Raw genomic sequence first — 26,254 nt, 5'->3', positions numbered from 1 at the left:
TTCGCGGTCTGTCCGCCCCCAGAGGGACGGGAGCCCATGGCGCGAGGCTCTTCCCCCTCTGGGGGGAGGGAGCGCCGAAGGCGCGGAGGGGGCAAGTGGTCACCCCCTCCACATCGACAACTACTTCTTCTTGAACGGCGTCTTGCCGCCCGGCTTCTTGCCGAAGGCGGGCTTGGGGCCGCCGAACGCCGGCTTGTCGCCGAAGGAACCCTTGGCCTTGAAGGGCTTGGGACCCTTGAACGGCTTGGCGGGGCCAGCGCCGGCGTCGGCGCGCGGCTTGCGGAACGGCTTTTCCGAGGTGGCGGCCGGATCGTAGGGCACGCTCTCGCGGTCGGTGCGCGGCGCGCGACGCGGCGCGGCCTCGGCGTGGGCGCGCGGGGCTTCGTCCCGCGGCTTGAACTCGCGCTTGGGAGCGTCCGAACGGGGGGCGTCCGCCCGGGGCTTGAAGTCGCGCTTCGGCGCCTCGTCGCGGTCGCGCGGCTTGTAGTCGCGCTTGGGCTCTTCGTTGCGCGCATACGGCTTGGCGTTGCTGACGCCGTCGGCGCCGAACGAGGACGGGCGCGGGGTGTGATCGCGCGAGCCCGGGGCGTTGGCGCGCGGGGCGCGGTCGTTGTCCCGGGGCGGACGCGGGGCGTATTCGCGGCGCGGCGCGTCGTTGTCGTCGCGAGGCGGACGCGGCGCGTACTCCTTGCGCGGGCCGGCGTCGCGAGCGGCCGGGGCCGTGGTCGGGGTGATGGTCACGTCGTCGCGCACGGTGGCCTGGACGGCCGCGCCGAACTTCACTTCCGCCTCGGCCGAGATCTCGAACTTGGTGTCGTAGTCGAAGATCCGGATCGAGCCGATGTCCTTCTTGGTGATGTGGCCCAGACGGCAGATCAGCGGGATCAGCCACTTGGGGTCGGCGTTGTTGCGACGGCCGGTGTTGAGGCGGAACCAGGCCGAGTTGCTCATGTCGGCGCGCGGTTCGCGTTCCGGACGGTCCCCGAAGTCGCCCCGAGGCGCGAAGTCGCGGTCGGCGAAGCGGTCGCCGCGATCATTGGAACGCTCACCGCGGGCCCGCGGGCCCGGATCGGCGCCGTGGCGCGGGTCGTCGTAGATTTCTTCCGGGGCCGGTAGCTTGGCGCGGCGGGCGCGGATCAGGGCGGCGGCCAGCTCTTCGGGCGTGCGCTTCTCCAGCATGGCCGCGACCAGGCCGGCGTCGTCCTCGTTCGAAGGCTCGGCGAAGATCGGGTCGTCCAGGAGGCGCTCCTGGTCCTTGGCGCGGATCTCGTCGGCCGTCGGGGCGCCGCCCCATTGACCTTCGACGCCGGCCGCCATCAAGAGCTGCTCGGCCTTGCGGCGGCGGGTGTAGGGCACGACCAGGGCGCTGACGCCCTTCTTGCCGGCCCGGCCGGTGCGGCCCGACCGGTGCAGCAGGGTGGCCTTGTTGACCGGCAGCTCGGCGTGGATGACCAGGCCCAGGTCGGGCAGGTCGAGGCCGCGGGCGGCGACGTCGGTGGCGACGCAGACGCGGGCGTGGCCGTCGCGCAGGGCCTGCAGGGCGTCGGCGCGTTCACGCTGGGAGAGCTCGCCCGACAGGCCGACGACGGCGAAGCCGCGCTCGCGCAGCTTGCTGTGCAGGGCGCGGACGCTTTCGCGCGTGTTGCAGAACACCAGGGCGCCGGGGCTTTCGAAATAGCGAAGCAGGTTGACGATCGCGTGCTCGGTTTCGTTCGGCGCGACGCGGACGGCGCGATACTCGATGTCGCGGTGCGGCTCGTTGCGGCCCAGTGTGTCGATGCGCAGGGCGTCGTTCTGGTAGCTTTTGGCCAGTTGCACGATCTCGCGCGCCAGGGTGGCCGAGAACAGCAGGGTGCGGCGCTCGGCCGGGGCGGCGTCGAGGATGAACTCCAGGTCCTCGCGGAACCCCATGTCCAGCATCTCGTCGGCCTCGTCGAGGACGGCGACCTTCAGCTCCGACAGGTCCAGGTGGCCGCGCTCGATGTGGTCGCGCAGACGGCCGGGCGTGCCGACCACGATGTGGGCGCCGAAGTTCAGGGCGCGCTGTTCGCGGCGGGCGTCCATGCCGCCCACGCAGTTGACGACCACGGCGCCGGCCTCGGCATAGAGCCAAGTCAGCTCGCGATTGACCTGGATGGCCAATTCGCGAGTCGGGGCGATGACCAGGCACATCGGGGCGCCGGCCTTGCTGAACTTGTCGGCGTCGCCGAGCAGGGTGGGGGCGGCGGCCAGGCCGAAGGCGACGGTCTTGCCCGAGCCGGTCTGGGCGCTGACCAGCAGGTCGCGGCCCTCGGCGTCGGCTTCCAGCACGGCGGCCTGGACGGGGGTGGGCTCGAGGTAACCTTGAGCGGCAAGAGCCCGCTCAAGAGCGGGGTGGGAGGCGGGGAAGGGCATACGGGTCCAGTTCGTTTCAAGCGGACGGCGCACACACAAACGCGCGCGGCCCGCACCACGACCAAATACGACCCCCAAACGGACCGTGTTCTTGGTCAATATCTTCAGAGAATAGACCGTTTCGGTCCGGATGCCGATGAGGGCGGGACAAAAGGGGTCTGATGGGCGGACTAAGGAAGGCAAAACGCTTCGGAAAGCAAGGGCGCGGGCGAAATAAGTCGCCCGCGGCGCATTGGTCGCGGCGGGGGCGGCGCTCGAGGCGCGCAAATCCGAAATGTCGGAGTCTTCCATAGATCGCGTCGGACCGCCCTTTCAGACGTCGCGTCCGGGAGCTAGGGCAGGCAAAATGGCTCGCCCCGCCGTCGCGGCTGGGGCGAGCACCGATGAAGCGTTAGCTGTAGAAAAAGAACAGATCGGCCGTCACGTCGGCCAGGCGAAGGCCGGCCACGCCGACCTCCGCGCCGACGCCTAGGTCGATCCTGATCCCGCCCCCGCCGTCGTGGATGTGGGGCAGCAGGGTTGCGTAGTCCACGATGCCCGAGCCGTTCACGTTCGTCAGGATGCCGATCAGGTCATGGTCAGCGCCCGTGGTGAAATCCATGATCTGGGAGATGTTCCACCCACTGCTGAAGTAGAAGCTGTCAGCGCCGGCGCCGCCGTAGAGCGTGTCGCGGCCGCCGCCGCCTTTCAACACGTCGTCTCCGCCCTGGCCGTAGAGGATAGTGCCGCCAACGTCATCGTCGCCTATCAGGGTGTCGGCGAAGTTTGAACCGGCGACGGCTTCGACGGACGTATAGGTGTCACCCTGCGCGTCGCCTCCCGAGCCGAGGCCCAAGGCGAGGTCGACGACGACGCCGGCATGGGAGTTTTCGTAGCGCACCATGTCGAGCCCGAAGCCGCCGTCCATCAGGCTGTTCGTCAGGTCGCCGTAGAACACGTCGTTGCCGTCGTTGCCGTAAAGGTGGTCGGTGCCGCCGTTGCCGACCAGACTGTCGTCGCCGCCGTTGCCGTAGATGACGTTGTCGCCCGCATTGCCGAATAGGCGGTCGTTGAAGTTCGAGCCCACAAGGCCTTCGATCGATATGAAACCGCTTGAGGAGAGGCCGATGTCGACCCCTTCCGCCACGTGATCATAGCGCGCGAGATCATAGCCCGGCCCGCCATCGACGCCGCCCTGGATCGCCCGGCCGACAAACAGGTGATCGTTGCCCTCGCCGCCATAGAGCAGGTCGTTGCCATCGGCCCCGCCGTACAGAGTGTCGTCACCGCCCAGGCCATAGATGATATTGCCCCAGGTGTCGCTTCCGGTCAGGAAGTCCGCGAAGCTGGACCCAACCAGACCTTCGATAGAGTTGAAGGTGTCGCCTTGCGCGTCGCCGCCGATGCCGGTGTTCGTCGTCAGATTGACGTTTACGCCGGACAAGGAGCCATCATACCGCGCCAGATCGAACTCCGTTCCGCCGTCCAGGACATCAGCGCCGGCGCCTCCGTAAAGGTGATCCCCGCCGGCGCCTCCGAAGAGCTGGTCGTTTCCGTCCAGACCCTCCAGCGTGTCGGCTCCCCCGAGACCATTGATGAGGTCATCGCCAGAACCGCCGACCAGATGGTCGGGGCCTTCAGTGCCATCGATAATCATGGTTTCACCCCAATATTATCTGAGGTTGTGCGACGTTTACGGATCAAGATCAATAAGTGATCGAAAAAAGGGCAGTGTCTCACGTGAAGATCGATCGAGTTCGTCGCCAGCCCGGAAACGCAAAACGCCCGGGACTTTCGCCCCGGGCGTTTCGCCGACCTCTCCTTCGAGCAGGAGAGAATGGAGAGCCTAACGACCGCGGACGCCGGTGACGGTCAGGGCGGCCTGGTTGCTGTTCAGCTGGCTGACCGCGCCGGCGACGGCGTCGCGATGGCAGGACGAGGCGGCCACGACGCGCTTGAGTTCGGCGAAGCTGTGGGTGTCGGCGCCGCAGGCTTGCAAGGCGGCGGTATTGATGCGGCGCATCAACACTTGGGCGTCGCGGGGATTGTTGAGGTCCAGCTTGGACTTGGACACCGGGATGCTGATGGTTTCGACGCCGACGGGGGCGGCGACCGCGAACGGCGCGGCGGCCAGGGCCAGGACGGCGACGGTGGAGGCGAGCAGGATCTTCATGGGTCGACTTCCCTAGACTTTGGCGGCGTCTTGGGGCGCCGCTCGGCCCGATCGCGGGCCGAATCCGCGGACGGACCGGCTCGAAATCGCGCTTCGTCATCTTGCATCTGCTCAAAGAGCGTCCACGAAAAGCGAAAAAGGTCGACAAAACGGTCAAAAATCGAGCGAACGAAGCTTTTCGATCGCGAAAAGTCGAATTCATTTGAGGGCTTAGCGACGCTTGAGCGGCCCAAATGTGAAATGTCAGATTCTTTTATAGATCGGGCTTCAGGCGCCGGCCGGGCGGCCATCCCCGCCCTGAAACGCGAGGAGGCCGCCCTGACCTACAGGTCCAGGTCGTCGGCCGCGAACTCGGCGTTTTCCTGGATGAAGCGGAAGCGCAGCTCGGGCTTGCGGCCCATCAGGGTCTCGACCAGGGCCTCGACCGCCTCCTCGGAGCGGGGCAGGGTGATCTTAGCCAGGGTCCGCACCGCCGGGTCCATGGTGGTCTCCTTCAACTGGGAGGCCATCATCTCGCCCAGGCCCTTGAACCGGCCGATCTCGGGCTTCTTGCCCTTGAACGTCGTGGCCAGCAGTTCGTCCTTGTGGGCGTCGTCCCGGGCGTAGGCGCTCTTGCCGCCGTGGCTGATGCGGTACAGCGGCGGCAGGGCCAGGAACAGGTGACCCTGGCGGATCAGGTCCGGCATGGTCCGGTAGAAGAAGGTGATCAGCAGGCTGGCGATGTGGGCGCCGTCGACGTCGGCGTCGGTCATGATGATAATCCGCTCGTAACGCAGATCCTCTTCCTTGTACCGATTGCCGCCCTGGGCCCCCAGCGCCAGCATCAGGTCGCTGAGCTCCTTGTTGGCCGTGAACTTCTCGCCGCTGGCCGAGGCCACGTTGAGGATCTTGCCGCGCAGGGGCAGGATTGCCTGGTTCTTGCGGTTGCGGGCCTGCTTGGCCGAGCCGCCCGCCGAGTCGCCCTCGACGATGAACAGCTCGGCGCCGTCGACGGCGCCGGCCGCGCAGTCGGCCAGCTTGCCCGGCAGACGCAGCTTGCGGGTCGCCGAGGCGCGCTGGACTTCCTTGTCCTTGCGGCGCTTGAGGCGTTCCTCGGCCCGTTCGATCACGAACTCCAGCAGGGCCTGGGCGGCCTTGGGGCTGCCGGTCAGCCAGTGGTCGAACGGGTCGCGAAGCGCATTCTCGACGAAGCGTTGCGCTTCGCTCGAAGAGAGCTTTTCCTTGGTCTGGCCCTGGAATTCCGGGTTCTTGATGAACACCGAGATCAAGGCGCCGGCCTGGGCGATCACGTCGTCGGCGGTGATGATCGTCGCCCGCTTCTCGCCCTTCAGCTCGGCGTAAGCCTTAAGACCCCGGGTCAGGGCGGCGCGCAGGCCGCTCTCGTGGGTGCCGCCCTCCGGCGTGGGCACGGTGTTGCAGTAGGACTGCATGAAGCCGTCGTGCTCGCCGAAGCCGCGCGGCGTCCAGGCGATGGCCCACTCGACCGCGCCCGCCTCACCCTGGCGCTCGATGCGGCCGGAGAAGCTGTCCGGCGTGACCAGTTCCAGCCCCTTGGTGCGCTCGGCCAGGAAGTCGGCCAGGCCGTTGGGGAAGTGGAACGTGGCCTCGGGCGGGGTCTGGTCGTGGATCCGCGAGGGATCGCAGAACCATTTGATCTGCACGCCGCGGAACAGATAGGCCTTGGAGCGGGCCATGCGGTACAGGCGCGCCGGCTTGAAGCCGCAGCCCTCGCCGAAGATCTGGTCGTCGGGCTTGAACCGCACCTGGGTGCCGCGCTTCTTGCTGGGCTGGATCTTCTCGACCGGGCCCAGCGGCTTGCCGCGCGCGAAGCTCTGGCGGTGCTCGAAGCCGTCGCGCCAGACGGTGACCTCGACCAGTTCCGACAGGGCGTTGACGACGCTGGCGCCCACCCCGTGCAGGCCGCCCGAGGTCTCGTAGGCCTTGCCGCTGAACTTACCGCCCGCGTGCAGGACAGTCATGATCACTTCCAGGGCCGACTTGCCCGGATGCTTGGGGTGTTCGTCGACGGGCATGCCACGTCCGTCGTCGCGGACCGACAGGTAGCCGTCGGCGTCGAGCTTGACCTCGATGGTCTTGGCGAAGCCGGCCACGGCCTCGTCCATCGAGTTGTCCAGCACCTCGGCGAACAGGTGGTGCAGGGCCCGCTCGTCGGTGCCGCCGATGTACATGCCTGGACGCATGCGGACAGGCTCGAGACCCTCGAGCACCTCGATCGAACTGGCGTCGTAGCCGCCCGAGGACGCGGGCGCGGCCGGCGCGTTCGGCTTGGCCGGCGGCGGCGGCGGCGCGGCCGGGCGCGGCGCCGGCTCGGGGTGCGGCTCGCGGGCCGGGAACGGCGAGGCGGGAACCGGGGCGAGGGCGTCGTCGCCGAACAGCGAGAAGTTGGGATCGTCTTTGGAGGACATTAGGTGAACATGCGTCGATTCGGCGGGAGCGCCTCGTATGGGCTCTGCGTCGTCCCCTGAAAAGGGGCTGCGTGGCCGCGCCACGAAAACTGGCAGATGCGCGGGGGCGGCCGTTTGCTCCCAGGGGCGAGAGCGTGGCAATCTAGGATTGTTGATCAACAAGGAGCCGCCCCATGACCTCGCGCAGCCTGTTTTCCGCGCTCGCCGCGCTGGTGCTGCTGGGCTGCTCCAGCCCGGGCGGCGGTCAGCCGGCGCCGAATCCGCCGGTGTCTCACGCTCGGACGCCGGTGGCCGAGGGCGGCATGTGCGGCGGATTCGCCGGCTTCCAGTGCGCCTCGGGCCTGGTCTGCCAGATGCCGGCCGGCCAATGCCACGTCGCCGACGGCGCGGGAACTTGCCGCAAGCCGCCCCAGGCCTGCACGATGATCTACGCCCCGGTCTGCGGCTGCGACGGCAAGACCTATCCCAGCGCCTGCAACGCCGCGACCCAGGGCGCCAGCGTCGCCAGCCAGGGCGAGTGCAAGGCCTAGGGAATCCGGCTGAGCCCCGGCTTGTAGGACCAGGCCTCGACCTCGACGCTCTGGATCAGGGCGGCCGCCCGAGCCTGGTCCGGACCGTCGCCGTGGGCGGCCGCGATCAACCCGGCCAGGTCCGTCGGCCGGCCGGCGAGCTCGGCCCAGGACCGGCGCGGGACCAGGACCATGTAGGCGCCGAGGTCGCCGCCGCCGGCCAGGCGGTACCAGGTCCAGGCCAGGTCGCCCTTGCCGGTCCTGGCGGAGGCCAGCAGGGCGGCCTCGAAGGCCGCGACGTCACCGGGCGCGACCCGCAGGGTGTAGACGTCGACCACAGAACTGGGCTGGCGGGCCTCCAGGTTGCGGACCGTGCTGAGCTCCGGCCACAGGACATGGGCCGAATAGGCGCGGGCCTTGGCGTAGGGCAGAACACGGGCCGCCATGTCGGCGCCGTCGCCGGCCAGGTCCGGGCGGGCGTCCATGGCGGCGAACGGGACGCCGAAGGTCCCGTCGACGAACAGGCCGGTGCGCGGGCCGCTGGTCACATACCAGCCGAACCAGGGCAGGGCGTCGGCGTGGGCGGCATGCCATTGCAGGTGGGCCGCGTAGCCGGCCTCGAAGGCGGCCTCCTTTCCGCGATCAATGTCGTAGGTGAACAGGAAAGCCGCCTGTTCGGTCTGGGCTCGAGCGGAGCCGCTCGCGAGGCCGGCGGTCAGGGCGATCGCCAGCGTCGTGTGCTTCCAGGTCATCGGCGCCTCCTTCGATTGCGCGACCGGTCTAGCGTCGAACGGCGTTCGGCAATATTTCGAACGGAGGCGGCTTTTCATTCTGGATCTCGAAACGATGCGACATGTCGATCTACGGCGGGCGGCGGTGTTCCATGCCGTGGCGGCGGCCGGTGGCATCGCCGCCGCCAGTCCGCGCCTGGGCAAGTCGCCGCCGGCCATTCACCACGACATCAAAGCCTTCGAGCGCGAGATCGGCCGGCCGCTGTTCGAGCGGGTGGGGCGGGGGCTGCGCCTGACGGCGTCGGGCCAGGCCCTGTTCGAGACCGTCGGCCGGGCGCTGGACGAGGTGGAGCGCACCCGCGAGCGGCTGAGTCGCGCCGACCCCGCCCTGCGCCCGCTGCGCCTGGCCGTGGTCTCGGCCTTCGGACGCTACCGGCTCGCGCCGCGGCTCTATGCCGGCCTGCCGGCGGATCGCCCGATCGAGCTGGTGTTCGGCGCGCACGAGACCGTGCTGTCGGCGGTGGCCACGGGGACCGTCGAGTTGGGCGTCACCTATCGGCCGGTGGTCGCCGCGCCGGTGCAGTCCATGCCGGTCGCCCGGGAGGAACTGGTGCTGGCCGCGCCGATCCGCATGGAGATCCCGCAGGACCTCGCCGGCCTCTCGCGCACCGCCTTCGCCACCTATGACGAATACGAGTTCGTGTTCGGCCATTGGTTCGAGACGGTGTTCGGCGCCCAGCCGGACGCCCTGCGGCGGCTGGACCACGCGGGCGAGATCGAGGAGGCCATGGAGAGCTGCGCCGCCGGCCGCGGGGCGATCATCGCGCCGCTGGACCTGGTCTCGTCGGCCGGCTGGCGCGACCGCGTGCGAATCGTGCGACCCGCCGGGCGGCCCCTGTGCTTCAACGCCCTGCACCTGCTGGGGCTTGGCGCGGCGCTGGCCTCGCCCGATGCTGACACGATCCGGTTCGTGCTCGCCGAGACTGGCGAGGGGGAGGAACCATGACGCATTCGCAGGACATCGAACGGCGCACGCTGATCGCGGGCGGACTGGCCCTGGCGGCCGTCGCCAGCCCGGCGCTGGCCCGGGCCAAGGAGGAGAACACGATGTACGGACTGATCGGCCAGATGAAGGCCGCGCCCGGCAAGCGGGACGAACTGGTGGCCATCCTGTCGGAGAGCACCGGCGCCATGCCCGGCTGCCTCAGTTATATCGTGGCCAAGGACGCCGCCGACGGCGACGCCCTGTGGATCACCGAGGTCTGGACCGACAAGGACAGCCACACCGCTTCTCTGAAGCTGCCGGCCGTCCAGGCCGCCATCGCCAAGGCCCGCCCGATCATCGCCGGTTTCGGCCATCGGTTCGAGACCGTTCCGATCGGCGGTGTCGGTCTCGCGAACGGCTAGGCTTAGTTCTTGTCGCCGCTGGGCTGGTAAGTGTTCTCGTAAGTATTCTGCTTGCTGTGCAGGACGTTCAGGAAGGCCTGGTCGATCTGGCCGAAGGCCGGAGTCGCCTTGCTGTCGAGCGGCACCATCAGAACCGACTCTCCTGACGCCGACTTGTAGGTGAGCGTCGTATAGGCGGTCTTGTCGGTGTCGCCGTCCTCCTTGATGACGAACATCACCCCCGAGCCATAGGGCACGGTGTAGGCCACCTTGGGCGCGACCGGCGCCTTGAAATTGACCGGGAGCATGAAGGGGGCGCCGTGCAGCATCGGGCCGGCGCTGGTGACGACCGCGCCGTTCTTCAGGGCGACCTTCGACAGGTCGAAGGTGAAGGGCTTGGCGTTCTCGCTGTCGTTGACCACTCCGCGCAGCATGTAGATGTGCCACATGCCGTTGGCGTCACCGCCGCTCTTGTTCTCCAGGTTCCAACTCTGGGCGTTGCCCAACTGTTGATAGGAGACTTTGACAAGGTTCTTGTCGCACGCGCCAAGGCTCAGGCACGCTATAGCGATCACGGCCATGGCCGCGCGGCGAAGTAGAAAGGTCATTCAGGAGGCCCTCGGTTGAGTTCGATCACGAGACGCAACTGACGGATTTGATAACCTCCGGTAGAAATGTTGACAACACTCTTATCGCGAGCACCCAGGCGACGGGCGTGAAAAAGGCCCGCGGATCGCTCCGCGGGCCTCGTCCCTGGTCCTAAGCCGTGAAGCTTAGCACTTGTAGTACATGTCGAATTCGACCGGGTGCGGGTGCAGCGTCAGGCGCATGACCTCTTCCATCTTCAGCTCGATGTAGCTGTCGATGAAGTCGTCGTCCATGACGCCGCCGGCCTTCAGGAAGGCGCGGTCCTTGTCCAGGTTTTCCAGGGCTTCGCGCAAGCTGCCGCAGACTTCCGGGATCTTCTTCTGCTCGCGGGGCGGCAGGTCGTACAGGTTCTTGTCGGCGGCCGCGCCCGGATCGATCTTGTTGTTGATGCCGTCGAGACCCGCCATCAGCAGGGCGACGAAGGTCAGGTACGGGTTGCCCATCGGGTCGGGGAAGCGCGCCTCGATGCGCTTGGCCTTCGGCGAGTCGACGTGCGGGATGCGGATCGAGGCCGAGCGGTTGCGCGAGCTGTAGGCCAGCTTCACCGGGGCTTCGTAGCCCGGCACCAGGCGCTTGTACGAGTTCGTCGTCGAGTTCGAGAACGCGTTGATCGCCTTGGCGTGCTTGATGATGCCGCCGATGTACCACAGGCACATGTCCGACAGGCCGGCGTACTTGTCGCCGGCGAACAGCGGCTTGCCGTCCTGCCAGATCGACTGGTGCACGTGCATGCCCGAGCCGTTGTCGCCGAACATCGGCTTGGCCATGAAGGTGGCCGACTTGCCGTAGGCGTGGGCCACGTTGTGGATCACGTACTTGTAGAGCTGCATGCGGTCGGCCATCACGACCATGGTGTCGAACTTCAGGCCGAGTTCATGCTGGGCCGGCGCCACTTCGTGGTGGTGCTTTTCCGGCTTCATGCCTAGCTCGCCCATGACGGCCAGCATTTCGCCGCGCAGGTCCTGGGCCGAGTCGATCGGGTTGACCGGGAAGTAGCCGCCCTTGGGACCCGGGCGGTGGCCCATGTTGCCTTCCGGATATTCCTTGGCCGAGTTGCCCGGCAGTTCGACGGAGTCGAACGAGTAGCCGGTGTTGTTCGACGAGGTGTTCCAGCGCACGTCGTCGAAGATGAAGAACTCGGCTTCCGGGCCGAAGAACACGGTGTCGCCGATGCCCGACGACTTGACGTAGGCCAGGGCGTTCTTGGCGATCGAGCGCGGGTCGCGGTTGTAGGGGGTGCCCGTGTCGGGGTTCACCACGTCGCAGAACAGCGCCAGGGTGGTCTGCTGGTAGAACGGGTCGATGATGGCGCTCGACAGGTCCGGACGCAGCTTCATGTCCGACTCGTTGATGGCCTTCCAGCCGGCGATCGACGAGCCGTCGAACATGGTGCCGTCGTTGAGGAAGTCGTCGTCGACCAGGTCGATGTCGAAGGTCACGTGCTGCAGCTTGCCGCGAACGTCCGTGAAGCGGACGTCGACGTACTTGACGTCCTTTTCCTTGATCAGGTCCAGGATCTGCTTGGCGGTGCTCATAGTTATCCCCTTTGAGCGTTAAGCGGTTTTCGGCCGGGCCTTAGACGGCGGACGGGCCGGTTTCTCCGGTGCGGATGCGGACGACTTCCGTGATTTCGGACACGAAAATCTTGCCGTCGCCGATGCGGCCCGTGCGGGCGGCGTTGGTGATGGCTTCGAGCGCGGGCTCCAACTGGCTGTCTTCGACCACGACTTCGACTTTGATCTTGGGGAGGAAGTCGACGACGTACTCGGCGCCGCGATAGAGCTCGGTATGGCCCTTCTGGCGCCCATACCCCTTGGCTTCCAGCACGGTCATGCCCTGCACGCCCATCTCCTGAAGCGCCTCTTTGACCTCATCCAGCTTGAAGGGCTTGATGACGGCTTCGATCTTTTTCATCAGACTTCTTTCACGCCCAAACGGCGCGGGCGCCGCTGACTGAGCGGCACGGAGCACGCCGGCCCTTGGGCTCACAAGCGGGCTGACGCGCTTTATCGTGCGAGTCCTGTCGAGTTCCGCTCATTGATCAATATTTGTGCAGGCAAAGCCTGAGGAATGATCAGTGCGCGTTTGGGCGGCCAAACCGCCTTGCGGGTGGTGATTGGCGGCCTAGGATCGTCGAAAGGTTGGATCCGAAGGCGAAGAACCGGGCGAAAGGCGCGGGGTTCGTGGCCGGAGAGGCCCGGGATCGCCCCGCGGGAATGGCTGAAAATGTGTCGGCGATCCGAAAACTGCTGAGTTTTGTGGCGAAGGCCGAGGCGATCGGCGCGAGCGAGGCGGGGGCGGTTCTTGCGCGTTCGCACGCTCCAGCGGTCGGCGGCGCCCGCGGCCCGTGGGAAGCGTCGCAGGAAGAACCGGTCTCTCGCGCCGGGTCGGGAAGATATTTCGAGGGGCGAGGAAGCCGATGAGCCGCGTTCACATGATCCGCCATGGCCGTCCCGCCTCGACCTGGGGCGAGGCCGATCCCGATCCAGGCCTGGACGCCGTCGGGGCGGAGCAGGCCAGGGCGGTGGCGCGGACCCTGCTGGCCCTGCCGGAGCCGGAGCGACCGTCGCGGGTGATCAGCTCGCCGCTGCGGCGCTGCCGCGAGACCGCCCAGCCGCTGGCCGACGCCCTGGGCGTGACGGTGGAGATCGATTCGAGGGTCGGCGAGATCCCGACGCCGGCCGCTCTGAACGCCCAGGACCGTCCCGGCTGGCTACGCCAGGCCTTCCAGGGCCGGTGGAGCGATATCCGGGGCGATCTCGACTATGCGGCCTGGACCCGCGAAGTGGCGCAAGGCGTGGCCTCGCACCCCGGCGCGGCGGTGTTCAGCCACTTCGTGGCGCTGAACGCGGCGGTGTCGGCGGCGACCGGCGAAGAGGCGGTGGCGGCCTTCCGGCCCGACCACGTGTCGGTGACGACGTTCGATGTGGTCGACGGCGCGTTGATCCTGGTCGACAAGGGCGGGGAGGCCTCCACCCAGGTCCTGTAGGAAGAGGAACCGCCGTGCCGCGCCAGATCATGACCGTCGCCGAGATGACCGCCGCGGACCGGGCCGCCGCCGAAGCCGGGACTCCGACGATCGTGCTGATGGAGCGGGCCGGCCGGGCGGCGGCCGAGGTCATCCGCGAGCGCTACGCCCGCTGCCCGACGGTGGTCTGGTGCGGCCCCGGCGACAACGGCGGCGACGGCTATGTGATCGCCCGGCATCTGCGCCGGCGCGGCTGGCCGGTGCGGGTCGAGGCGCTGGCCCCGCCGTCCAGCCCGGCGGGGCAGTGGGCCGCCGGGCGCTGGAAAGGCGAGACCGGGCCGCTGGTCTCGGAGCCCGGGTCGGCGGCGCTCTATGTCGACTGCCTGTTCGGCGCGGGCCTGTCGCGTCCGCTGGACGGCGAGGCCGACCGCCTGGCGCGGATCATGCCCGGCGCCGCGCGGATCGTCGCCGTCGACGTGCCCAGCGGCCTGGTCGGCGACACCGGCCGTCCGCTCGGCGAGCGCAGCCTGAAGGCGCAACTCACCGTCACCTTCCATCGCCGCAAGCCCGCCCACGTGCTGGCGGCGGGGCGAGCCGCCTGCGGCGAGGTCGTGGTGGCCGACATCGGCCTGGAGGAGACGGGGCAAAGGCGCCTGTTCGAGAACGATCCTGGCCTTTGGGCCGAGCGCTTCCCCTGGCCGGCGGCCGACGCCCACAAGCACGCTCGTGGGCGGATGATGGCCGTCAGCGGCGAGGCCTGGAACACCGGGGCGGCGCGGCTGGCGGCGCGCGGGGCCTTGCGGATCGGCGCGGGGGTGGTGACCGTGCTGTCTCCGCCAGGCGCCCTGGCCGTCAACGCCTCCCACCTGGAGGCGGTGATGCTGGCGCCGTTCGAAAGCGAGTTCGACCTGCAGACCCGGGCCGAAAAGGCCGACGCGGTGGTGATCGGGCCGGCGGCGGGCGTGGGCGAGGCGACCATGCGCCACGTCTTCGCCCTGGCCCGCAACGGCGCGGCCCTGGTGGTCGACGCCGACGCCCTGACCAGCTTCGCCGACGATCCGGCGGCGCTGTTTTCGGCGCTGGACCGCGACGACGTGCTGACACCGCATCCGGGCGAGTTCGAGCGAATCTTCCCCGGCCTGCTGGCCGCGTCGCCCGAACGGATCACGGCGGCGCGTGAGGCCGCGCGGCGGGCCGGGGCTGTGGTGCTGCTGAAGGGCTCCGACACCGTCGTCGCCGCGCCTGATGGCCGGGCGGCGGTGGGGCTGAACGGCGCGCCCTGGCTGGCGACGGCGGGGGCGGGCGACGTGCTGGCCGGCTTCATCGCCGGCCTGATCGCCCAAGGCATGGAGAGCTTCGAAGCCGCCTGCGCCGCCGCCTGGATCCACGCCGAGGCCGGCGCGGTTCATGGCCCGGGCCTGATCGCCGAGGACCTGCCGGGCCTGGCGCCGTCGGTGCTGCGAAAGCTGTGGGAGGCGCGAGAGCGCTAGCTGTCCTGGCGGATCAGGACGACCTGGCGGCGCACGCCCTCGTCGAACAGGGAATCGCTGATCGCCTGCGCCGTTTGGAGGGTTCGTTCCTTCACTGTGTCGATGAAAAGGACCCTGGCGCCGTGCCTCACGGTCCAGCCCTTGTCGCTTTCGACAACCTCGATGGTTTCCATGGCGCGCGCTCGCTGGACGAAGTCAGACGCAAACCCGGCCAGGGCCAAAATCGTTCCGCGCCAAAATGTCTTGGAAGGTGAAACACCGGCCCGGGCGTCAGTCGGGGGGGCATGGCCCGGGCCGGTGTAGATCCAGGGCGTTCTGAACAGCCGCGGACATCATCATAACCGGCGGGCCGGGAAGTTGTTCCGGGCGTGGCGAGAAATATTCGAACTTTCGAGCATGTCCGCGACAGGCCGGACTCCGGCGCAAATCGCCTGGCGACTTGCCAAGCCGCCCGGGCATGTCTAACCCGCTCCGGCGCATCGTGCGGATGTGGCGAAACTGGTAGACGCACCAGATTTAGGTTCTGGCGCCGAGAGGCGTGGAGGTTCGAGTCCTCTCATCCGCACCACTTCGCCGGGCCCCTGGTCCGACGAAGCGCGCCGCCTGGCGGGACTTTCGTCTCGCGAGGACGCCAATGCCCTTGGATGGTCGCCAAACGCGTGACATAAGGGCGCTCTTTCGCCGCCCCGGTGACGTGGGCGGCTTTGATGTTTTGACCCCTGGGGCGGACGACGGGCGCGGGCGCCCAAGAGCCGAGAAGCTAAGAATGTCGATGCAGATCGTTGAAAAGTCGGGCGAAGGCCTCAGCCGCGTTTATGGCGTGACGGTGCCCGCGAGTGAACTCGCCACGCGTCTCGAAGCCCGGATCGCCGAGGTCGCGCCCCAGATGAACGTCAAGGGTTTCCGCCCTGGCAAGGTGCCGACCGCCCACGTCCGCCGCCTCTACGGCAAGGCCCTGATGGGCGAAGTCATCGAGGCGACGCTGAACGAAGGCGCCCAGAAGGTCCTGGACGACAACAAGCTGCGCCCCGCGGGCCAGCCGGACCTGAAGCCCTCGTCCGACATGGACAAGGTCCTGGCCGGCGGCGAGGACCTGGCCTTCGAACTGGCCGTGGAAGTGATGCCGGACTTCGAGCCGATCGACCCCGCGTCGATCGAGCTGACCAAGCCGGTCTACAAGGTCTCGGACGCCGAGGTCGACGAGGCCCTGGCCGACCTGGCCAAGCAGGCCCGCACCTATGAGCCGCGCAAGGGCAAGTCCCTGAAGGCCAAGGACGGCGACCAGCTGCTGATCGACTTCGTCGGCACCATCGACGGCGTGGCCTTCGACGGCGGCACGGCCACCGACGCCGAGCTGACCCTGGGCTCGGGCCAGTTCATCCCCGGCTTCGAAGACCAGCTGGTCGGCGCCAAGCCGGGCGACGAAGTCACCGTGAAGGTCGACTTCCCGGCCGACTACCAAGCCGCCAACCTGGCCGGCAAGGCCGCCGAATTCGCCACCACCGTCAAGGAAGTGCGCGCCCCGGTCGACGCCGAACCCGATGACGAACTGGCCAAGCGCCTGGGCCTGGCCGACCTGGCCGCCCTGAAGGACCTGCTGAAGTCGAACCTGGAAGGCCGCTACAGCAATTCGTCGCGCTTCAAGCTGAAGCGCGCCCTGCTGGACGTGCTGGACACCAAGCATGACTTCGCCCTGCCGCCGCGCATGGTCGACGCCGAGTTCGCCGGCATCTGGCAACAGGTCCAGGCCGACAAGACCCAGGGCGGCCTGCCGCCCGAGGACGAGGGCAAGACCGAGGACCAGCTGAAGGACGAGTACAAGAAGATCGCCGAGCGCCGCGTGCGCCTGGGCCTGGTGCTCGCCGAGATCGGCCGCAAGAACGACGTGGCCGTCACCGAGCAGGAACTGGCCGACGCCATGATGCGCGAAGCCCGCCAATACGGCGCGCAAGCCCAGCAGGTGTTCGACATGTACCGCCAGCGCGCCGACCTGCAGGCCGCCCTGCGCGCCCCGATCTACGAGGACAAGGTCGTCGACCTGATCTTCGGCAAGGCCAAGATCGAGGAAAAGGAAGTCTCCAAGGAAGAGCTCCTGGAAGAAGACGACCTGCCGGAAGGCTACGGCGGCTAAGCTCCGTCCATCGACGAAAAACGGGGCGCGATCCGCGAGGGTCGCGCCCTTTTTCGTGCGTGATGCGGGGGGGCGGCTCCTTGCAACCTGTTAAGCGCCACGCGATATGCGTTGGCGACGGCGCGCGGGGGCTGATTCGCGTTCGCGCCGCCCAGACACAATGAAAAGGGCGATCCCTATGTATGATCCGATGGCGACGGCGATGAACCTCGTGCCGATGGTGGTCGAACAGACCAGCCGCGGCGAGCGGGCGTTCGACATCTTCTCCCGTCTGTTGAAAGAGCGGATCATCTTCCTGACCGGTCCCGTCGAAGACGGAATGGCCAGCCTGATCTGCGCCCAGCTGCTCTTCCTGGAGTCCGAGAACCCCAAGAAGGAAATCGCCATGTACATCAACTCGCCGGGCGGCGTGGTGACGGCCGGCCTGGCGATCTACGACACCATGCAATACATCAAGAGCCCGGTTTCGACGGTGTGCATGGGCATGGCCGCCTCGATGGGCAGCCTGCTGCTGACCGCCGGCGCCGCCGGCCAGCGCATCGCCCTGCCGAACGCCCGCATCATGGTCCACCAGCCGTCGGGCGGCTTCCGCGGCCAGGCCTCGGACATCGAGCGCCACGCCGAGGACATCATCAAGACCAAGCGCCGCCTGAACGAGATCTACGTCAAGCACACCGGCCGCACCTATGAGGAAGTCGAAAAAACCCTCGACCGCGACCACTTCATGAGCGCCGAGGAAGCCAAGGCCTGGGGTCTGATCGACCACATCAACGAAAGCCGCGACGCCTCGGAAGACAAGGCCTAAGGCTTCGAGCCTTTTGCGAAAAGGGAAAGCCGCCGGCTGCAAGGTCGGCGGCTTTTTCATGGTCGGACCTCGCCGCCGAGGCTGGGGCGGCCTCAAACCTTTCGGGCCGCTGCTATCGCGGAAGGCGACCCTTGAAAGCTTGGCCTTTCTGCCGCATCTGTCGGACAGGGGGCGCTTATGGCTTTGAAAGTTTCGTTGCTGGTTTCGGCGTGCGTGCTCGTCGCGACCTCGGCCTTTGCGCAATCACAGGAGATCCGGCGTGGTCCCGCCCCGGCCTGGGCGGTCGCATCCTCGCCGATGCCCGTGCCGGAGACCGCCACCGGGGCGGTGTTCTTCCGTCGCCAGGATGCGGAAATCCATCTGAGCGACAAGGGCCAGGCGCAGTACCTCGGCTATCGCATCAGGATTCTCCAGCCTAGCGCGCTGCAGCTTGGCAATATCTCGATCGCCTGGGACCCGGCGGCGGGCGCTCCGATCGTCCATGGCATCAAGGTCTTTCGCGACGAGCAAGTCATCGACGTTCTGAAGGACGCCACCTTCGAAATCCTGCGCCGCGAGGATCAACTGGAGGCGGCCAAGCTGGACGGGATGCTGACGGCGGTTCTTCGCGTTCCCGACCTTCGCGTCGGCGACGAACTGGAGGTCGAACTGACGACGTTCCAGCGCAATCCCGCCCTCGGGAGCAATCAGTCCGGCTTGCTCCTGCTCGGCCCCAGTCCGTCGCCAGGCCGCTATCGCCTAGGGTTGAGCTGGGACGAGGGCCACAAGCCCGACTTGAAGATGACGGCCGACATGACGGCGGCTATGCAGAACTCCGAGCGGGCCGTCGAATTCCGCTTCGACAATCCGCCGCTCCAGTCCGCACCGACCGATGCGCCGATCCGCTACCAGTGGCAGCGCGTGGTCGAATACAGCGATTTTCACGACTGGTCGGCGCTTTCGCGGCATTTCGCGCCGCTGTACGCGACGGCGTCCGTCCTTGCTCCGGACTCTTCGCTCAAGCGCGAGGCCGCTCGCCTCCGCGCCGCGCAGGCGAGCCCCCTGGATCGCGCCGGCGCCGCGCTGAAATTGGTCCAGCAGAACGTGCGGTACATCTATGTGGGCCTCAATGGCGGCAATCTGGTCCCCGTCTCCGCGGACGAAACCTGGAAGCGCCGCTATGGGGATTGCAAGGGCAAGACCGTACTCCTGCTGGCCCTGTTGCGTGAGCTGGGCATCGACGCTGAGGCCGTGCTCGTCAATTCCAGCGGCGTCGACGACGGCTTCGATCAGCGCCTGCCCATTCCGCAGTTGTTCGATCATGTGCTCGTGCGCGCCCATATCGACGGCAAGGTCTACTGGCTGGACGGCACACTGCCGCCGGTCGCTTCGCCCAGCCCACAGCCCGTCCTTCCGGTCAAATGGGTCCTGCCCCTGACCGCGCAGGGCGCTGACCTCGAGCGACTGGAATGGCGCCCGGCCGCGACGCCCGAGCAGATCAGCCTGTTCGAGATCGATGCGCGCGCGGGTTTCGACAAGCCGTCGCGGATCGTGTCCACCGAAATTGTCCGCGGTCTCCCGGCCCTGGAACAGCAGGTGCAATTTTCTTCGGTCAGCGAAGGCCAGTTGCTCGAGTTCTTCCGCCAGAACGCGACCGGCGGTGTCTGGCAGACGATCGATGACGTCAAGTGGCGCTATGATCAGAAGGCGGGCGCGAGCATCCTGACGATCAGCGGTACGGGGACCATGGATTGGGACGACGACGGGCCCGGTGAAAAGTCCCTGGCGCTTCCTGGAGGCGGGTTCAACCCGCCTGAACGGCGGGCGAGGGCGGATCACAAGGACGCGCCCTACTACACCAAGCCGGAATACACCTGCCACGTCACCACGGTGCGACTGCCGACCTCGACCCAGCCCAACCAATGGTCTTCCGAGAAGAGTTACGATACGCGCATCTTCGGTCGCAACTATCATCGGGCTTGGGAGCTGCGCGATGGTGCAATTCGCATGATCCGCGGGTCACGGGTGGAGCAGCCAGAGATCGATTCGGCTACCGCCCAGCGCGACAACGGACGGATCGCGGCGTTCGACAACAGCATGGGCTGGATCTTCTATCGCCCTTCGACGCGCAAGAGCGCCGTGGGAAATGGAGAGACCGTCCCCGCAACCTATGACTTCGACTGGACGGCCAACGACGTGCCCTGCGTGTCTGCTCCGAAGAACTGAGCTTGTTCCCATCGCTCCCGGCGTGGTTCTGCAACAAAAACAACGCCCCAAACGCGCTTATCCTCCCTTTCCCACGCCGGCGCATAATCACTGCACCACAAGGCGATGGGGAGGGCGCTAAGGCCTGCGACCTTCGCGGCCTTGGGGTGCGGTCGAGCGGGCAGCGCTCGTCGGCGGCGGTTTGCTCCCGAGGCGGACCGCGACCTGCATCCCTCTGGAGCCGGCCGGGCCTGGAACACAAAAACGGCGTGGGGTGCAAGGGCTGGCGAGGGTCAAGGCGGGCGGTGACGCCCGCCGCAAGGGACGGGGCTTCGCGGGCCTCGCCCTCCCGTCGGGGGCCAAGACCGGCGAGGTCCGAACAGGGCCGATCGCCGGACGCTCCCGGAAAACGACCGCGCGGAGCGTCGGTCCTGGTCGAAACGGTATTGTCTACAAAAGCTTCCGGGCCTGGCCCGGCGCTCCGCGTCCCTCCCCAACTTCAGCGGCCCGCCGCCTGAAACCGCGTCCACCGTTGGGGACAGGCGCATGCGCCTGTCCCCGTCCGCGCCAAGGAGAGGCCCATGCGAAGATCAGCCCGGCTTGCCCCTGAAAATGCGATAGCCCCTCTCGTGGGCGATCGCCAGCATCTCGCGGTCGCCGGAGGTGTCGCCATAGGCGGCGGCCAGCGACAGATCGTCGCCGAACACCTCGCGCAGCCGCACGACCTTTTCCGCGCCCCGGCAGTTGGGGCCGAGCAGGGGCCCCAGCACCTTGTTGTCGGGATCCAGGGCCAGGCGCGAGCCGATCAGCAGGTCGGCGCCCAGGCCGCGAGCGAACGGCGCGACAACCACGTCGGGCGAGGCGGTGACGATCACCAGCCTGGCGCCCTTGGCCCGCCAGCGGCGCCAGACCGCGAGGGCGTCGGGGCGGAACAGCCTGGGGGCTTCGGATTCGGCGAAGGCGCGGGCCTCGCGCTCCAACTCCTCCAGGGGCAGGCCGCGCAGGAACTCGCGAATGGCGGCGGCCTTGATCTTGCCGCGGTTGCGATCGAACAGATATCCGACGGCGGCGGGGAAAAGGCGCACCATGCCCATCAGATGGCGGGCGGGGCTGACCCGCCACTTCAGGAAGGCGGTGAAGCTGTCGCGAACCGTCAGGGTGCCGTCGAAGTCGAAGGCGACCAGGGGCGGCCCCTCGTGCAGGTCCCCGGTCATCCCCGTGGAGGCCGACAAGCCCTTGGCCATCAATGAACGTTTCGCCATTCGTCTCCGCGCTCGCGCGCCCCGCAACCTTGCCGGCCTTGCAACACGATTCCGCCTTGGCCGCCTAAGGCCATCGCCAGGTGAAGCGAACGAGCGTCCGGGTTGTTCAAGGCGGGGCTTTTTGACGCGCCCCCCGACGGAGCAAACGACGGGCGGCTTGCGTTGACGCTCGTGGACGCCATTTTAGAGAGGAATTCCATGAAACCGTACGCACCATCCACGAACTTGGGGGCTGTAAATCGGCTCCAAGGCTTGTGCCGTGCGCCCGGATCGGGGAATGTCAAGGATTAGACAACTCCCGGCGGATATCCTGCTGCTTCGGTGGCGAGATAGGCGCTAAGGAGTCGGTGGTTTCGGCTTTCGGCCTGGACCGCCCTAGCGTGAGAAGCGACCATGACGAAAGCCGCGAGCGGCGACACCAAGAGCACTCTCTACTGTTCTTTCTGCGGAAAGAGCCAGCATGAGGTGCGTAAGCTCATCGCGGGGCCGACGGTGTTCATCTGCGATGAATGCGTCGAGCTTTGCATGGACATCATCCGCGAAGAGCACAAGATCGCCTTCGTGAAGTCCAAGGACGGCGTGCCCACGCCGCGCGAAATCTGCGAAGTCCTGGACGATTACGTGATCGGGCAAAATCACGCCAAGAAGGTGCTCGCGGTCGCGGTGCACAACCACTACAAGCGCCTGAACCACGCCTCGAAAAACAACGACGTCGAGCTGGCCAAGTCGAACATCCTGCTGGTCGGTCCGACCGGCACCGGCAAGACGCTGCTGGCCCAGACCCTGGCCCGAATCATCGACGTGCCGTTCACGATGGCCGACGCCACCACCCTGACCGAAGCCGGTTATGTGGGCGAGGACGTCGAGAATATCGTGCTCAAGCTGCTGCAAGCCGCCGACTACAACGTCGAGCGCGCCCAGCGCGGCATCGTCTATATCGACGAGATCGACAAGATCAGCCGCAAGTCCGACAACCCGTCGATCACCCGAGACGTGTCGGGCGAAGGCGTGCAGCAGGCCCTGCTGAAGATCATGGAAGGCACTGTCGCCTCCGTGCCGCCGCAAGGCGGGCGCAAGCATCCGCAGCAGGAGTTCCTGCAGGTCGACACGACCAACATCCTGTTCATCTGCGGCGGGGCCTTCGCGGGCCTGGAGCGCATCATCTCGGCGCGCGGCCAGGGCAAGTCGATCGGCTTCGGCGCCAAGGTGGCGGACCCGGAGGAGCGTCGCACGGGCGAGATCCTGCGCGGCGTCGAGCCCGACGACCTGCAGCGCTTCGGCCTGATCCCGGAATTCATCGGCCGCCTGCCGGTGATCGCCACCCTGGAGGACCTCGACGAGGCCGCCCTGGTGAAGATCCTGACCGAGCCGAAGAACGCCTTCGTCAAGCAATACCAGCGCCTGTTCGAGATGGAGAATATCGGCCTGACCTTCACCGACGACGCCCTGCACGGCGTCGCCAAGAAGGCCATCGCCCGCAAGACCGGCGCGCGCGGTCTGCGCTCGATCATGGAAGGCATCCTGCTGGAGACCATGTTCGAACTGCCCAACTACGAGGGCGTCGAGGAAGTGGTGGTCAACGCCGAGGTCGTCGAAGGCCGGGCCCAGCCGCTGCTGATCTACGCCGAGAAGAAGGGCGGGGCGGCTTCGGCCTGACCCTCGTCAAAACGGCTCTGAACGAGGCGCGTCCGGCTCCGCCGGGCGCGCCTTTTTCATCACACGGGACCGCCTTGCGTTGTGACGCTTCCCTTGGATCAACCGGCGCGAAAGGTCCGCGGCGGCAAAACCTGGGCGTCGCGAGCCCTGCGCCAGCATGGATCGTGCATTGTGGAGCCGGGCAGGGGGCATGGCCGTTGCACCTTGACCGCTTCACCGCGACCCGTCGCCGCTATCAGGCGAGCACGCTTGAACCGTGTTGCAAAAGGTCCACATAAATAACGACCATCCGCTCAGTCCCGAGCGGACGGGTCGTACGACTCAGGCGCATCGTCTGGGTGACGGCGGCCCGCGTGGCCGAGCGCGAGTGCAACGCGCCGGCCAGGAGTAGAGAGCATCATGTCTGAGATTCGTACGCTTCCTGTGCTGCCCCTGCGGGACATCGTGGTGTTCCCGCATATGGTGGTCCCGTTGTTCGTCGGGCGTGACAAGTCCGTTCGCGCCCTCGAAGAGGTGATGCGCGGCGGCAAGGAGATCCTTCTGGTCACCCAGAAGAACTCGGCCGACGACGATCCGGCCCCGACCGACATCTACGATGTCGGCGTGCTGGCCACCGTCTTGCAACTGCTGAAACTGCCCGACGGCACCGTCAAGGTGCTGGTCGAGGGCAAGGGCCGCGCGGCCGTCGTGCGCTTCACCGACCAGGAGGCCTATTACGAGGCCCAGGTCGGCGAGGTGAACGAGGACCAGGGCGTGGGCCCCGAGGCCGAGGCGCTGTCGCGCGCCGTGGTCGAGCAGTTCGAGAACTACGTCAAACTGAACAAGAAGGTGCCGCCCGAGGCCCTGGCCTCGATCCCGCAGATCGCCGAACCCGGCAAGCTGGCCGACAGCATCTCGGCCCACCTGTCGGTCAAGATCGGCGACAAGCAGCACCTGCTGGAAATCTTCGACGTCGTGAAGCGCCTGGAAAAGGTCTTCGCCCTGATGGAGGGCGAGATCTCGGTGCTGCAGGTCGAGAAGAAAATCCGCTCGCGCGTGAAGCGCCAGATGGAGAAGACCCAGCGCGAATATTATCTGAACGAGCAGATGAAGGCGATCCAGCGCGAGCTGGGCGACCCCGACGATCAGCGCGACGAACTGATCGAGCTCGAGAAGCGCATCAAGAAGACCAAGCTTTCCAAGGAAGCCCGGGCCAAGGCCGAGGGTGAACTGAAGAAGCTGCGCAACATGAGCCCGATGTCGGCCGAAAGCACCGTGGTCCGGAATTATCTGGACTGGATGCTGTCGATCCCGTGGGGCAAGGCCAAGACCAAGAAGATCGACCTGGTCGAGGCCGAGGCGGTGCTCGAAGAGGACCACTATGGCCTGGAGAAGGTCAAGGAGCGCATCCTCGAGTACCTGGCCGTCCAGGCGCGCACCAACTCGCTGAAGGGCCCGATCCTGTGCCTCGTCGGCCCTCCCGGGGTGGGCAAGACCTCGCTGGGCCGTTCGCTGGCCAAGGCGACCGGTCGCGAGTTCGCCCGCATCTCGCTGGGCGGCGTGCGCGACGAGGCCGAGATCCGCGGTCACCGTCGGACCTATATCGGCTCGATGCCCGGCAAGATCATCCAGACCATGAAGAAGGCCAAGACCACCAACGCCTTCGTCCTGCTGGACGAGATCGACAAGATGGGCAGCGACTATCGCGGCGACCCGTCCTCGGCCCTGCTGGAGGTGCTGGACCCGGCGCAGAACTCGACGTTCGGCGACCACTATCTGGAAGTCGATTACGACCTGTCGCAGGTGATGTTCGTCACCACCGCCAACAGCCTCAACATGCCCCAGCCGCTGCTGGACCGCATGGAGATCATCCGCATCCCCGGCTACACCGAGGATGAGAAGGTCGAGATCGCCAAGCGCCACATCCTGCCCAAGCAGATGAAGGACCACGGCCTGAAGGCGGCCGAGTTCGTGGTGCCCGAAAAGGCCATCCGCGACCTGATCCGCTACTACACCCGGGAAGCCGGCGTGCGGTCGCTGGAGCGGGAGCTGGGGGCCCTGGCGCGCAAAACCGTTCGTGACCTGGCCCGTGAAAAGGTCGCCACGATCACGATCGACGATGAGCGCCTGGCCAAGTATGCGGGCGTCAAGAAGTACCGCTACGGCGAGACGGACGAGATCGACCAAGTCGGCATCGTCACCGGTCTGGCCTGGACGGAGTTCGGCGGCGACATCCTGACCATCGAAGCCGTGAAGATGCCGGGCAAGGGCCGCATGACGGTCACCGGCAACCTCAAGGACGTGATGAAGGAGTCGATCTCGGCGGCCAACAGCTACGTCCGCTCGCGGGCGGTGCAGTTCGGCATCAAGCCGCCGCTCTTCGAGAAGACCGACGTCCACGTGCACGTTCCGGACGGCGCCACGCCCAAGGACGGTCCGTCGGCCGGCAGCGCCATGGCCCTGGCCATCGTTTCGGTGCTGACGGGCGTCCCGATCCGCAAGGACATCGCCATGACCGGCGAGATCACCCTGCGCGGCCGGGTCACGGCGATCGGCGGCCTCAAGGAAAAGCTGCTGGCGGCTCTGCGCTCGGGCGTGAAGACGGTCCTGATCCCTCAGGAGAACGAGAAGGATCTGGCCGACGTCCCGCAAAGCGTGAAGGACGGCCTGGAGATCATCCCGGTGTCCACCTTCGACGAAGTGCTGAAACACGCCCTGGTCGGCCCGCTCACGCCGGTCGAATGGCGCGAGGAAGACGAGCCGATTGCTGCGACTGCGAAGGTCGAGGATGGCGACAGCGACGCTGTCCTGACCCACTAATAGCAACTTATCGTCGATAACTTGGGCGGCGCGGAGTATTTCCGCGCCGCCTTCGTTTGACGGGCCGTCTGAACCCCGCATACTCCCGGTCGAGCGAAGCGGCGTGAGCTGTAGCCAGCGCCGCCGCTTTCATGCTGGGAGAAGAACATGACCACAAAGGCCGAACTCGTCACGGCGATCGCCGAAAAGGCGGGCATCAACAAGAACCAGGCTAAGGACGCTCTCGAAGCTTTCATCGACGCCGTCACCACCTCGCTGAAATCGGGCGAGGACGTGCGCCTGGTCGGCTTCGGCACGTTCAAGGCGGTCGCCCGGGCCGCCGGCACCGCGCGCAACCCGCGCACCGGCGAGACCGTCAATCGTCCGGCCTCCAAGACCGCCCGGTTCCAGGTCGGCGAAGGTCTGAAGACCACGCTGAACGGCTGATCCAGTAAACAGATTTCGAGGGCGGGCCGCCACGCAGGCGTCCCGCCTTTTCTATGCAGGACATTTCCGAGCGGACGGGGTATCTCCCACATCCCCGTCCGTCTTGGCTTCGTCCGCCTCGCACAGACGGGCTTGAAGGTCCTGGGGGCGGTTAGCTCAGCGGTAGAGCGTCTCGTTTACACCGAGAGGGTCGGGGGTTCGATCCCCTCACCGCCCACCAACATCAGCGCGACAAACCAGGGTTCGACAGGCGAGGACTTTCGCCATCGCCGCCCGCACGGATCGGG

21 protein-coding genes and 2 tRNA genes are annotated in these 26,254 nt (G+C 67.1%); 13 read left to right on the top strand and 10 right to left on the bottom strand.

Annotated features, from left to right (window positions below):
* Positions 1-120: 120 nt before the first annotated feature.
* The 4 genes from G3M57_RS14710 to parE all read right to left on the bottom strand — a co-directional run bounded on the left by G3M57_RS14710 (position 121) and on the right by parE (position 6,972).
* Positions 121-2,394 (bottom strand): DEAD/DEAH box helicase, encoded by a 2,274-nt coding sequence (locus G3M57_RS14710; protein WP_163231363.1) that lies wholly within the window; start codon positions 2,392-2,394, stop codon positions 121-123.
* A gap of 391 nt (positions 2,395-2,785) precedes the next feature.
* Positions 2,786-4,030 carry a calcium-binding protein gene (locus tag G3M57_RS14705; RefSeq protein ID WP_163231361.1) on the bottom strand — a complete coding sequence of 415 codons (1,245 nt, stop codon included), beginning with the start codon at positions 4,028-4,030 and terminating at the stop codon, positions 2,786-2,788.
* A 189-nt stretch (positions 4,031-4,219) separates the two neighbouring features.
* Entirely contained in the window at positions 4,220-4,546 is a 327-nt protein-coding gene (locus tag G3M57_RS14700) for a UrcA family protein (RefSeq protein WP_056749977.1), read from the bottom strand.
* Positions 4,547-4,869: 323 nt separating this feature from the next.
* On the bottom strand, positions 4,870-6,972 hold the full coding sequence (gene parE, locus G3M57_RS14695) for a DNA topoisomerase IV subunit B (protein WP_163231359.1): 2,103 nt from the start codon (positions 6,970-6,972) through the stop codon (positions 4,870-4,872).
* 173 nt (positions 6,973-7,145) lie between these two features.
* On the opposite strand from parE, the gene G3M57_RS14690 reads away from it, so the two are divergent.
* Positions 7,146-7,502, top strand: coding sequence for a Kazal-type serine protease inhibitor family protein (locus tag G3M57_RS14690; RefSeq protein WP_163231357.1), 357 nt, complete (start codon positions 7,146-7,148; stop codon positions 7,500-7,502).
* Here the strand turns inward: G3M57_RS14690 and G3M57_RS14685 are convergent.
* The gene (locus G3M57_RS14685) at positions 7,499-8,233 is read right to left on the bottom strand and encodes a hypothetical protein (protein WP_163231355.1); all 735 of its coding nucleotides are present in this window, start codon (positions 8,231-8,233) and stop codon (positions 7,499-7,501) included. The genes G3M57_RS14690 and G3M57_RS14685 overlap by 4 nt on opposite strands.
* A gap of 94 nt (positions 8,234-8,327) precedes the next feature.
* Here G3M57_RS14685 and G3M57_RS14680 point away from each other — a divergent pair, with 94 nt between their 5' ends.
* Positions 8,328-9,218: a LysR family transcriptional regulator gene (locus tag G3M57_RS14680; RefSeq protein WP_163231353.1), complete on the top strand. Its 891-nt coding sequence runs from the start codon at positions 8,328-8,330 to the stop codon at positions 9,216-9,218.
* A complete protein-coding gene (locus G3M57_RS14675) occupies positions 9,215-9,619 on the top strand; it encodes a putative quinol monooxygenase (RefSeq protein ID WP_163231351.1) in 405 nt (134 codons plus the stop codon). The genes G3M57_RS14680 and G3M57_RS14675 overlap by 4 nt, the downstream gene beginning before the upstream one ends.
* A 2-nt stretch (positions 9,620-9,621) precedes the next feature.
* Here the strand turns inward: G3M57_RS14675 and G3M57_RS14670 are convergent, their stop codons facing one another.
* The 3 genes from G3M57_RS14670 to G3M57_RS14660 all read right to left on the bottom strand — a co-directional run bounded on the left by G3M57_RS14670 (position 9,622) and on the right by G3M57_RS14660 (position 12,160).
* The gene (locus tag G3M57_RS14670) at positions 9,622-10,206 is read right to left on the bottom strand and encodes a hypothetical protein (RefSeq protein ID WP_163231349.1); all 585 of its coding nucleotides are present in this window, start codon (positions 10,204-10,206) and stop codon (positions 9,622-9,624) included.
* A gap of 165 nt (positions 10,207-10,371) precedes the next feature.
* Positions 10,372-11,781: a type I glutamate--ammonia ligase gene (gene glnA, locus G3M57_RS14665; RefSeq protein WP_056749990.1), complete on the bottom strand. Its 1,410-nt coding sequence runs from the start codon at positions 11,779-11,781 to the stop codon at positions 10,372-10,374.
* A gap of 40 nt (positions 11,782-11,821) precedes the next feature.
* Positions 11,822-12,160, bottom strand: a complete 339-nt coding sequence (locus G3M57_RS14660) for a P-II family nitrogen regulator (protein ID WP_028037660.1) — start codon at positions 12,158-12,160, stop codon at positions 11,822-11,824.
* Positions 12,161-12,665: 505 nt separating this feature from the next.
* Here G3M57_RS14660 and G3M57_RS14650 point away from each other — a divergent pair.
* Complete coding sequence (locus G3M57_RS14650) at positions 12,666-13,235, top strand: histidine phosphatase family protein (protein WP_163231345.1); 570 nt, start codon at positions 12,666-12,668, stop codon at positions 13,233-13,235.
* Between the two features lie 14 nt (positions 13,236-13,249).
* Positions 13,250-14,704, top strand: coding sequence for an NAD(P)H-hydrate dehydratase (locus tag G3M57_RS14645; RefSeq protein ID WP_188916196.1), 1,455 nt, complete (start codon positions 13,250-13,252; stop codon positions 14,702-14,704).
* On the opposite strand, the gene G3M57_RS14640 is transcribed toward G3M57_RS14645, so the two are convergent.
* A complete protein-coding gene (locus G3M57_RS14640) occupies positions 14,701-14,877 on the bottom strand; it encodes a hypothetical protein (protein ID WP_156402048.1) in 177 nt (58 codons plus the stop codon). The genes G3M57_RS14645 and G3M57_RS14640 overlap by 4 nt on opposite strands.
* A gap of 310 nt (positions 14,878-15,187) precedes the next feature.
* On the opposite strand from G3M57_RS14640, the gene G3M57_RS14635 reads away from it, so the two are divergent.
* From G3M57_RS14635 to G3M57_RS14620, 4 genes are all read left to right on the top strand, one after another.
* Positions 15,188-15,272 (top strand) — tRNA-Leu (locus tag G3M57_RS14635).
* Between the two features lie 204 nt (positions 15,273-15,476).
* Complete coding sequence (gene tig / locus G3M57_RS14630) at positions 15,477-16,835, top strand: trigger factor (RefSeq protein WP_269141724.1); 1,359 nt, start codon at positions 15,477-15,479, stop codon at positions 16,833-16,835.
* A 178-nt stretch (positions 16,836-17,013) separates the two neighbouring features.
* A complete protein-coding gene (locus G3M57_RS14625; RefSeq protein ID WP_056749999.1) occupies positions 17,014-17,640 on the top strand; it encodes an ATP-dependent Clp protease proteolytic subunit in 627 nt (208 codons plus the stop codon).
* Between the two features lie 177 nt (positions 17,641-17,817).
* Positions 17,818-19,845, top strand: coding sequence for a DUF3857 domain-containing protein (locus G3M57_RS14620; RefSeq protein WP_208789605.1), 2,028 nt, complete (start codon positions 17,818-17,820; stop codon positions 19,843-19,845).
* A gap of 569 nt (positions 19,846-20,414) precedes the next feature.
* On the opposite strand, the gene G3M57_RS14615 is transcribed toward G3M57_RS14620, so the two are convergent.
* Positions 20,415-21,086, bottom strand: a complete 672-nt coding sequence (locus tag G3M57_RS14615) for an HAD-IB family hydrolase (protein ID WP_163231343.1) — start codon at positions 21,084-21,086, stop codon at positions 20,415-20,417.
* A 393-nt stretch (positions 21,087-21,479) separates the two neighbouring features.
* Between G3M57_RS14615 and clpX the strand changes: the two genes are divergently transcribed.
* The 4 genes from clpX to G3M57_RS14595 all read left to right on the top strand — a co-directional run bounded on the left by clpX (position 21,480) and on the right by G3M57_RS14595 (position 26,187).
* Entirely contained in the window at positions 21,480-22,742 is a 1,263-nt protein-coding gene (gene clpX / locus G3M57_RS14610; protein WP_056750002.1) for an ATP-dependent Clp protease ATP-binding subunit ClpX, read from the top strand.
* Between the two features lie 399 nt (positions 22,743-23,141).
* Entirely contained in the window at positions 23,142-25,541 is a 2,400-nt protein-coding gene (lon, locus tag G3M57_RS14605) for an endopeptidase La (RefSeq protein ID WP_056750003.1), read from the top strand.
* 147 nt (positions 25,542-25,688) lie between these two features.
* Positions 25,689-25,967, top strand: a complete 279-nt coding sequence (locus tag G3M57_RS14600; protein WP_007676465.1) for an HU family DNA-binding protein — start codon at positions 25,689-25,691, stop codon at positions 25,965-25,967.
* 145 nt (positions 25,968-26,112) lie between these two features.
* A tRNA-Val gene (locus G3M57_RS14595) sits at positions 26,113-26,187 on the top strand.
* Positions 26,188-26,254 lie beyond the last annotated feature (67 nt).

It is taken from the genome of Caulobacter rhizosphaerae, from assembly GCF_010977555.1.
GTDB lineage: Bacteria > Pseudomonadota > Alphaproteobacteria > Caulobacterales > Caulobacteraceae > Caulobacter > Caulobacter rhizosphaerae.
This window is presented reverse-complemented; position numbering and strand designations above follow the sequence as displayed.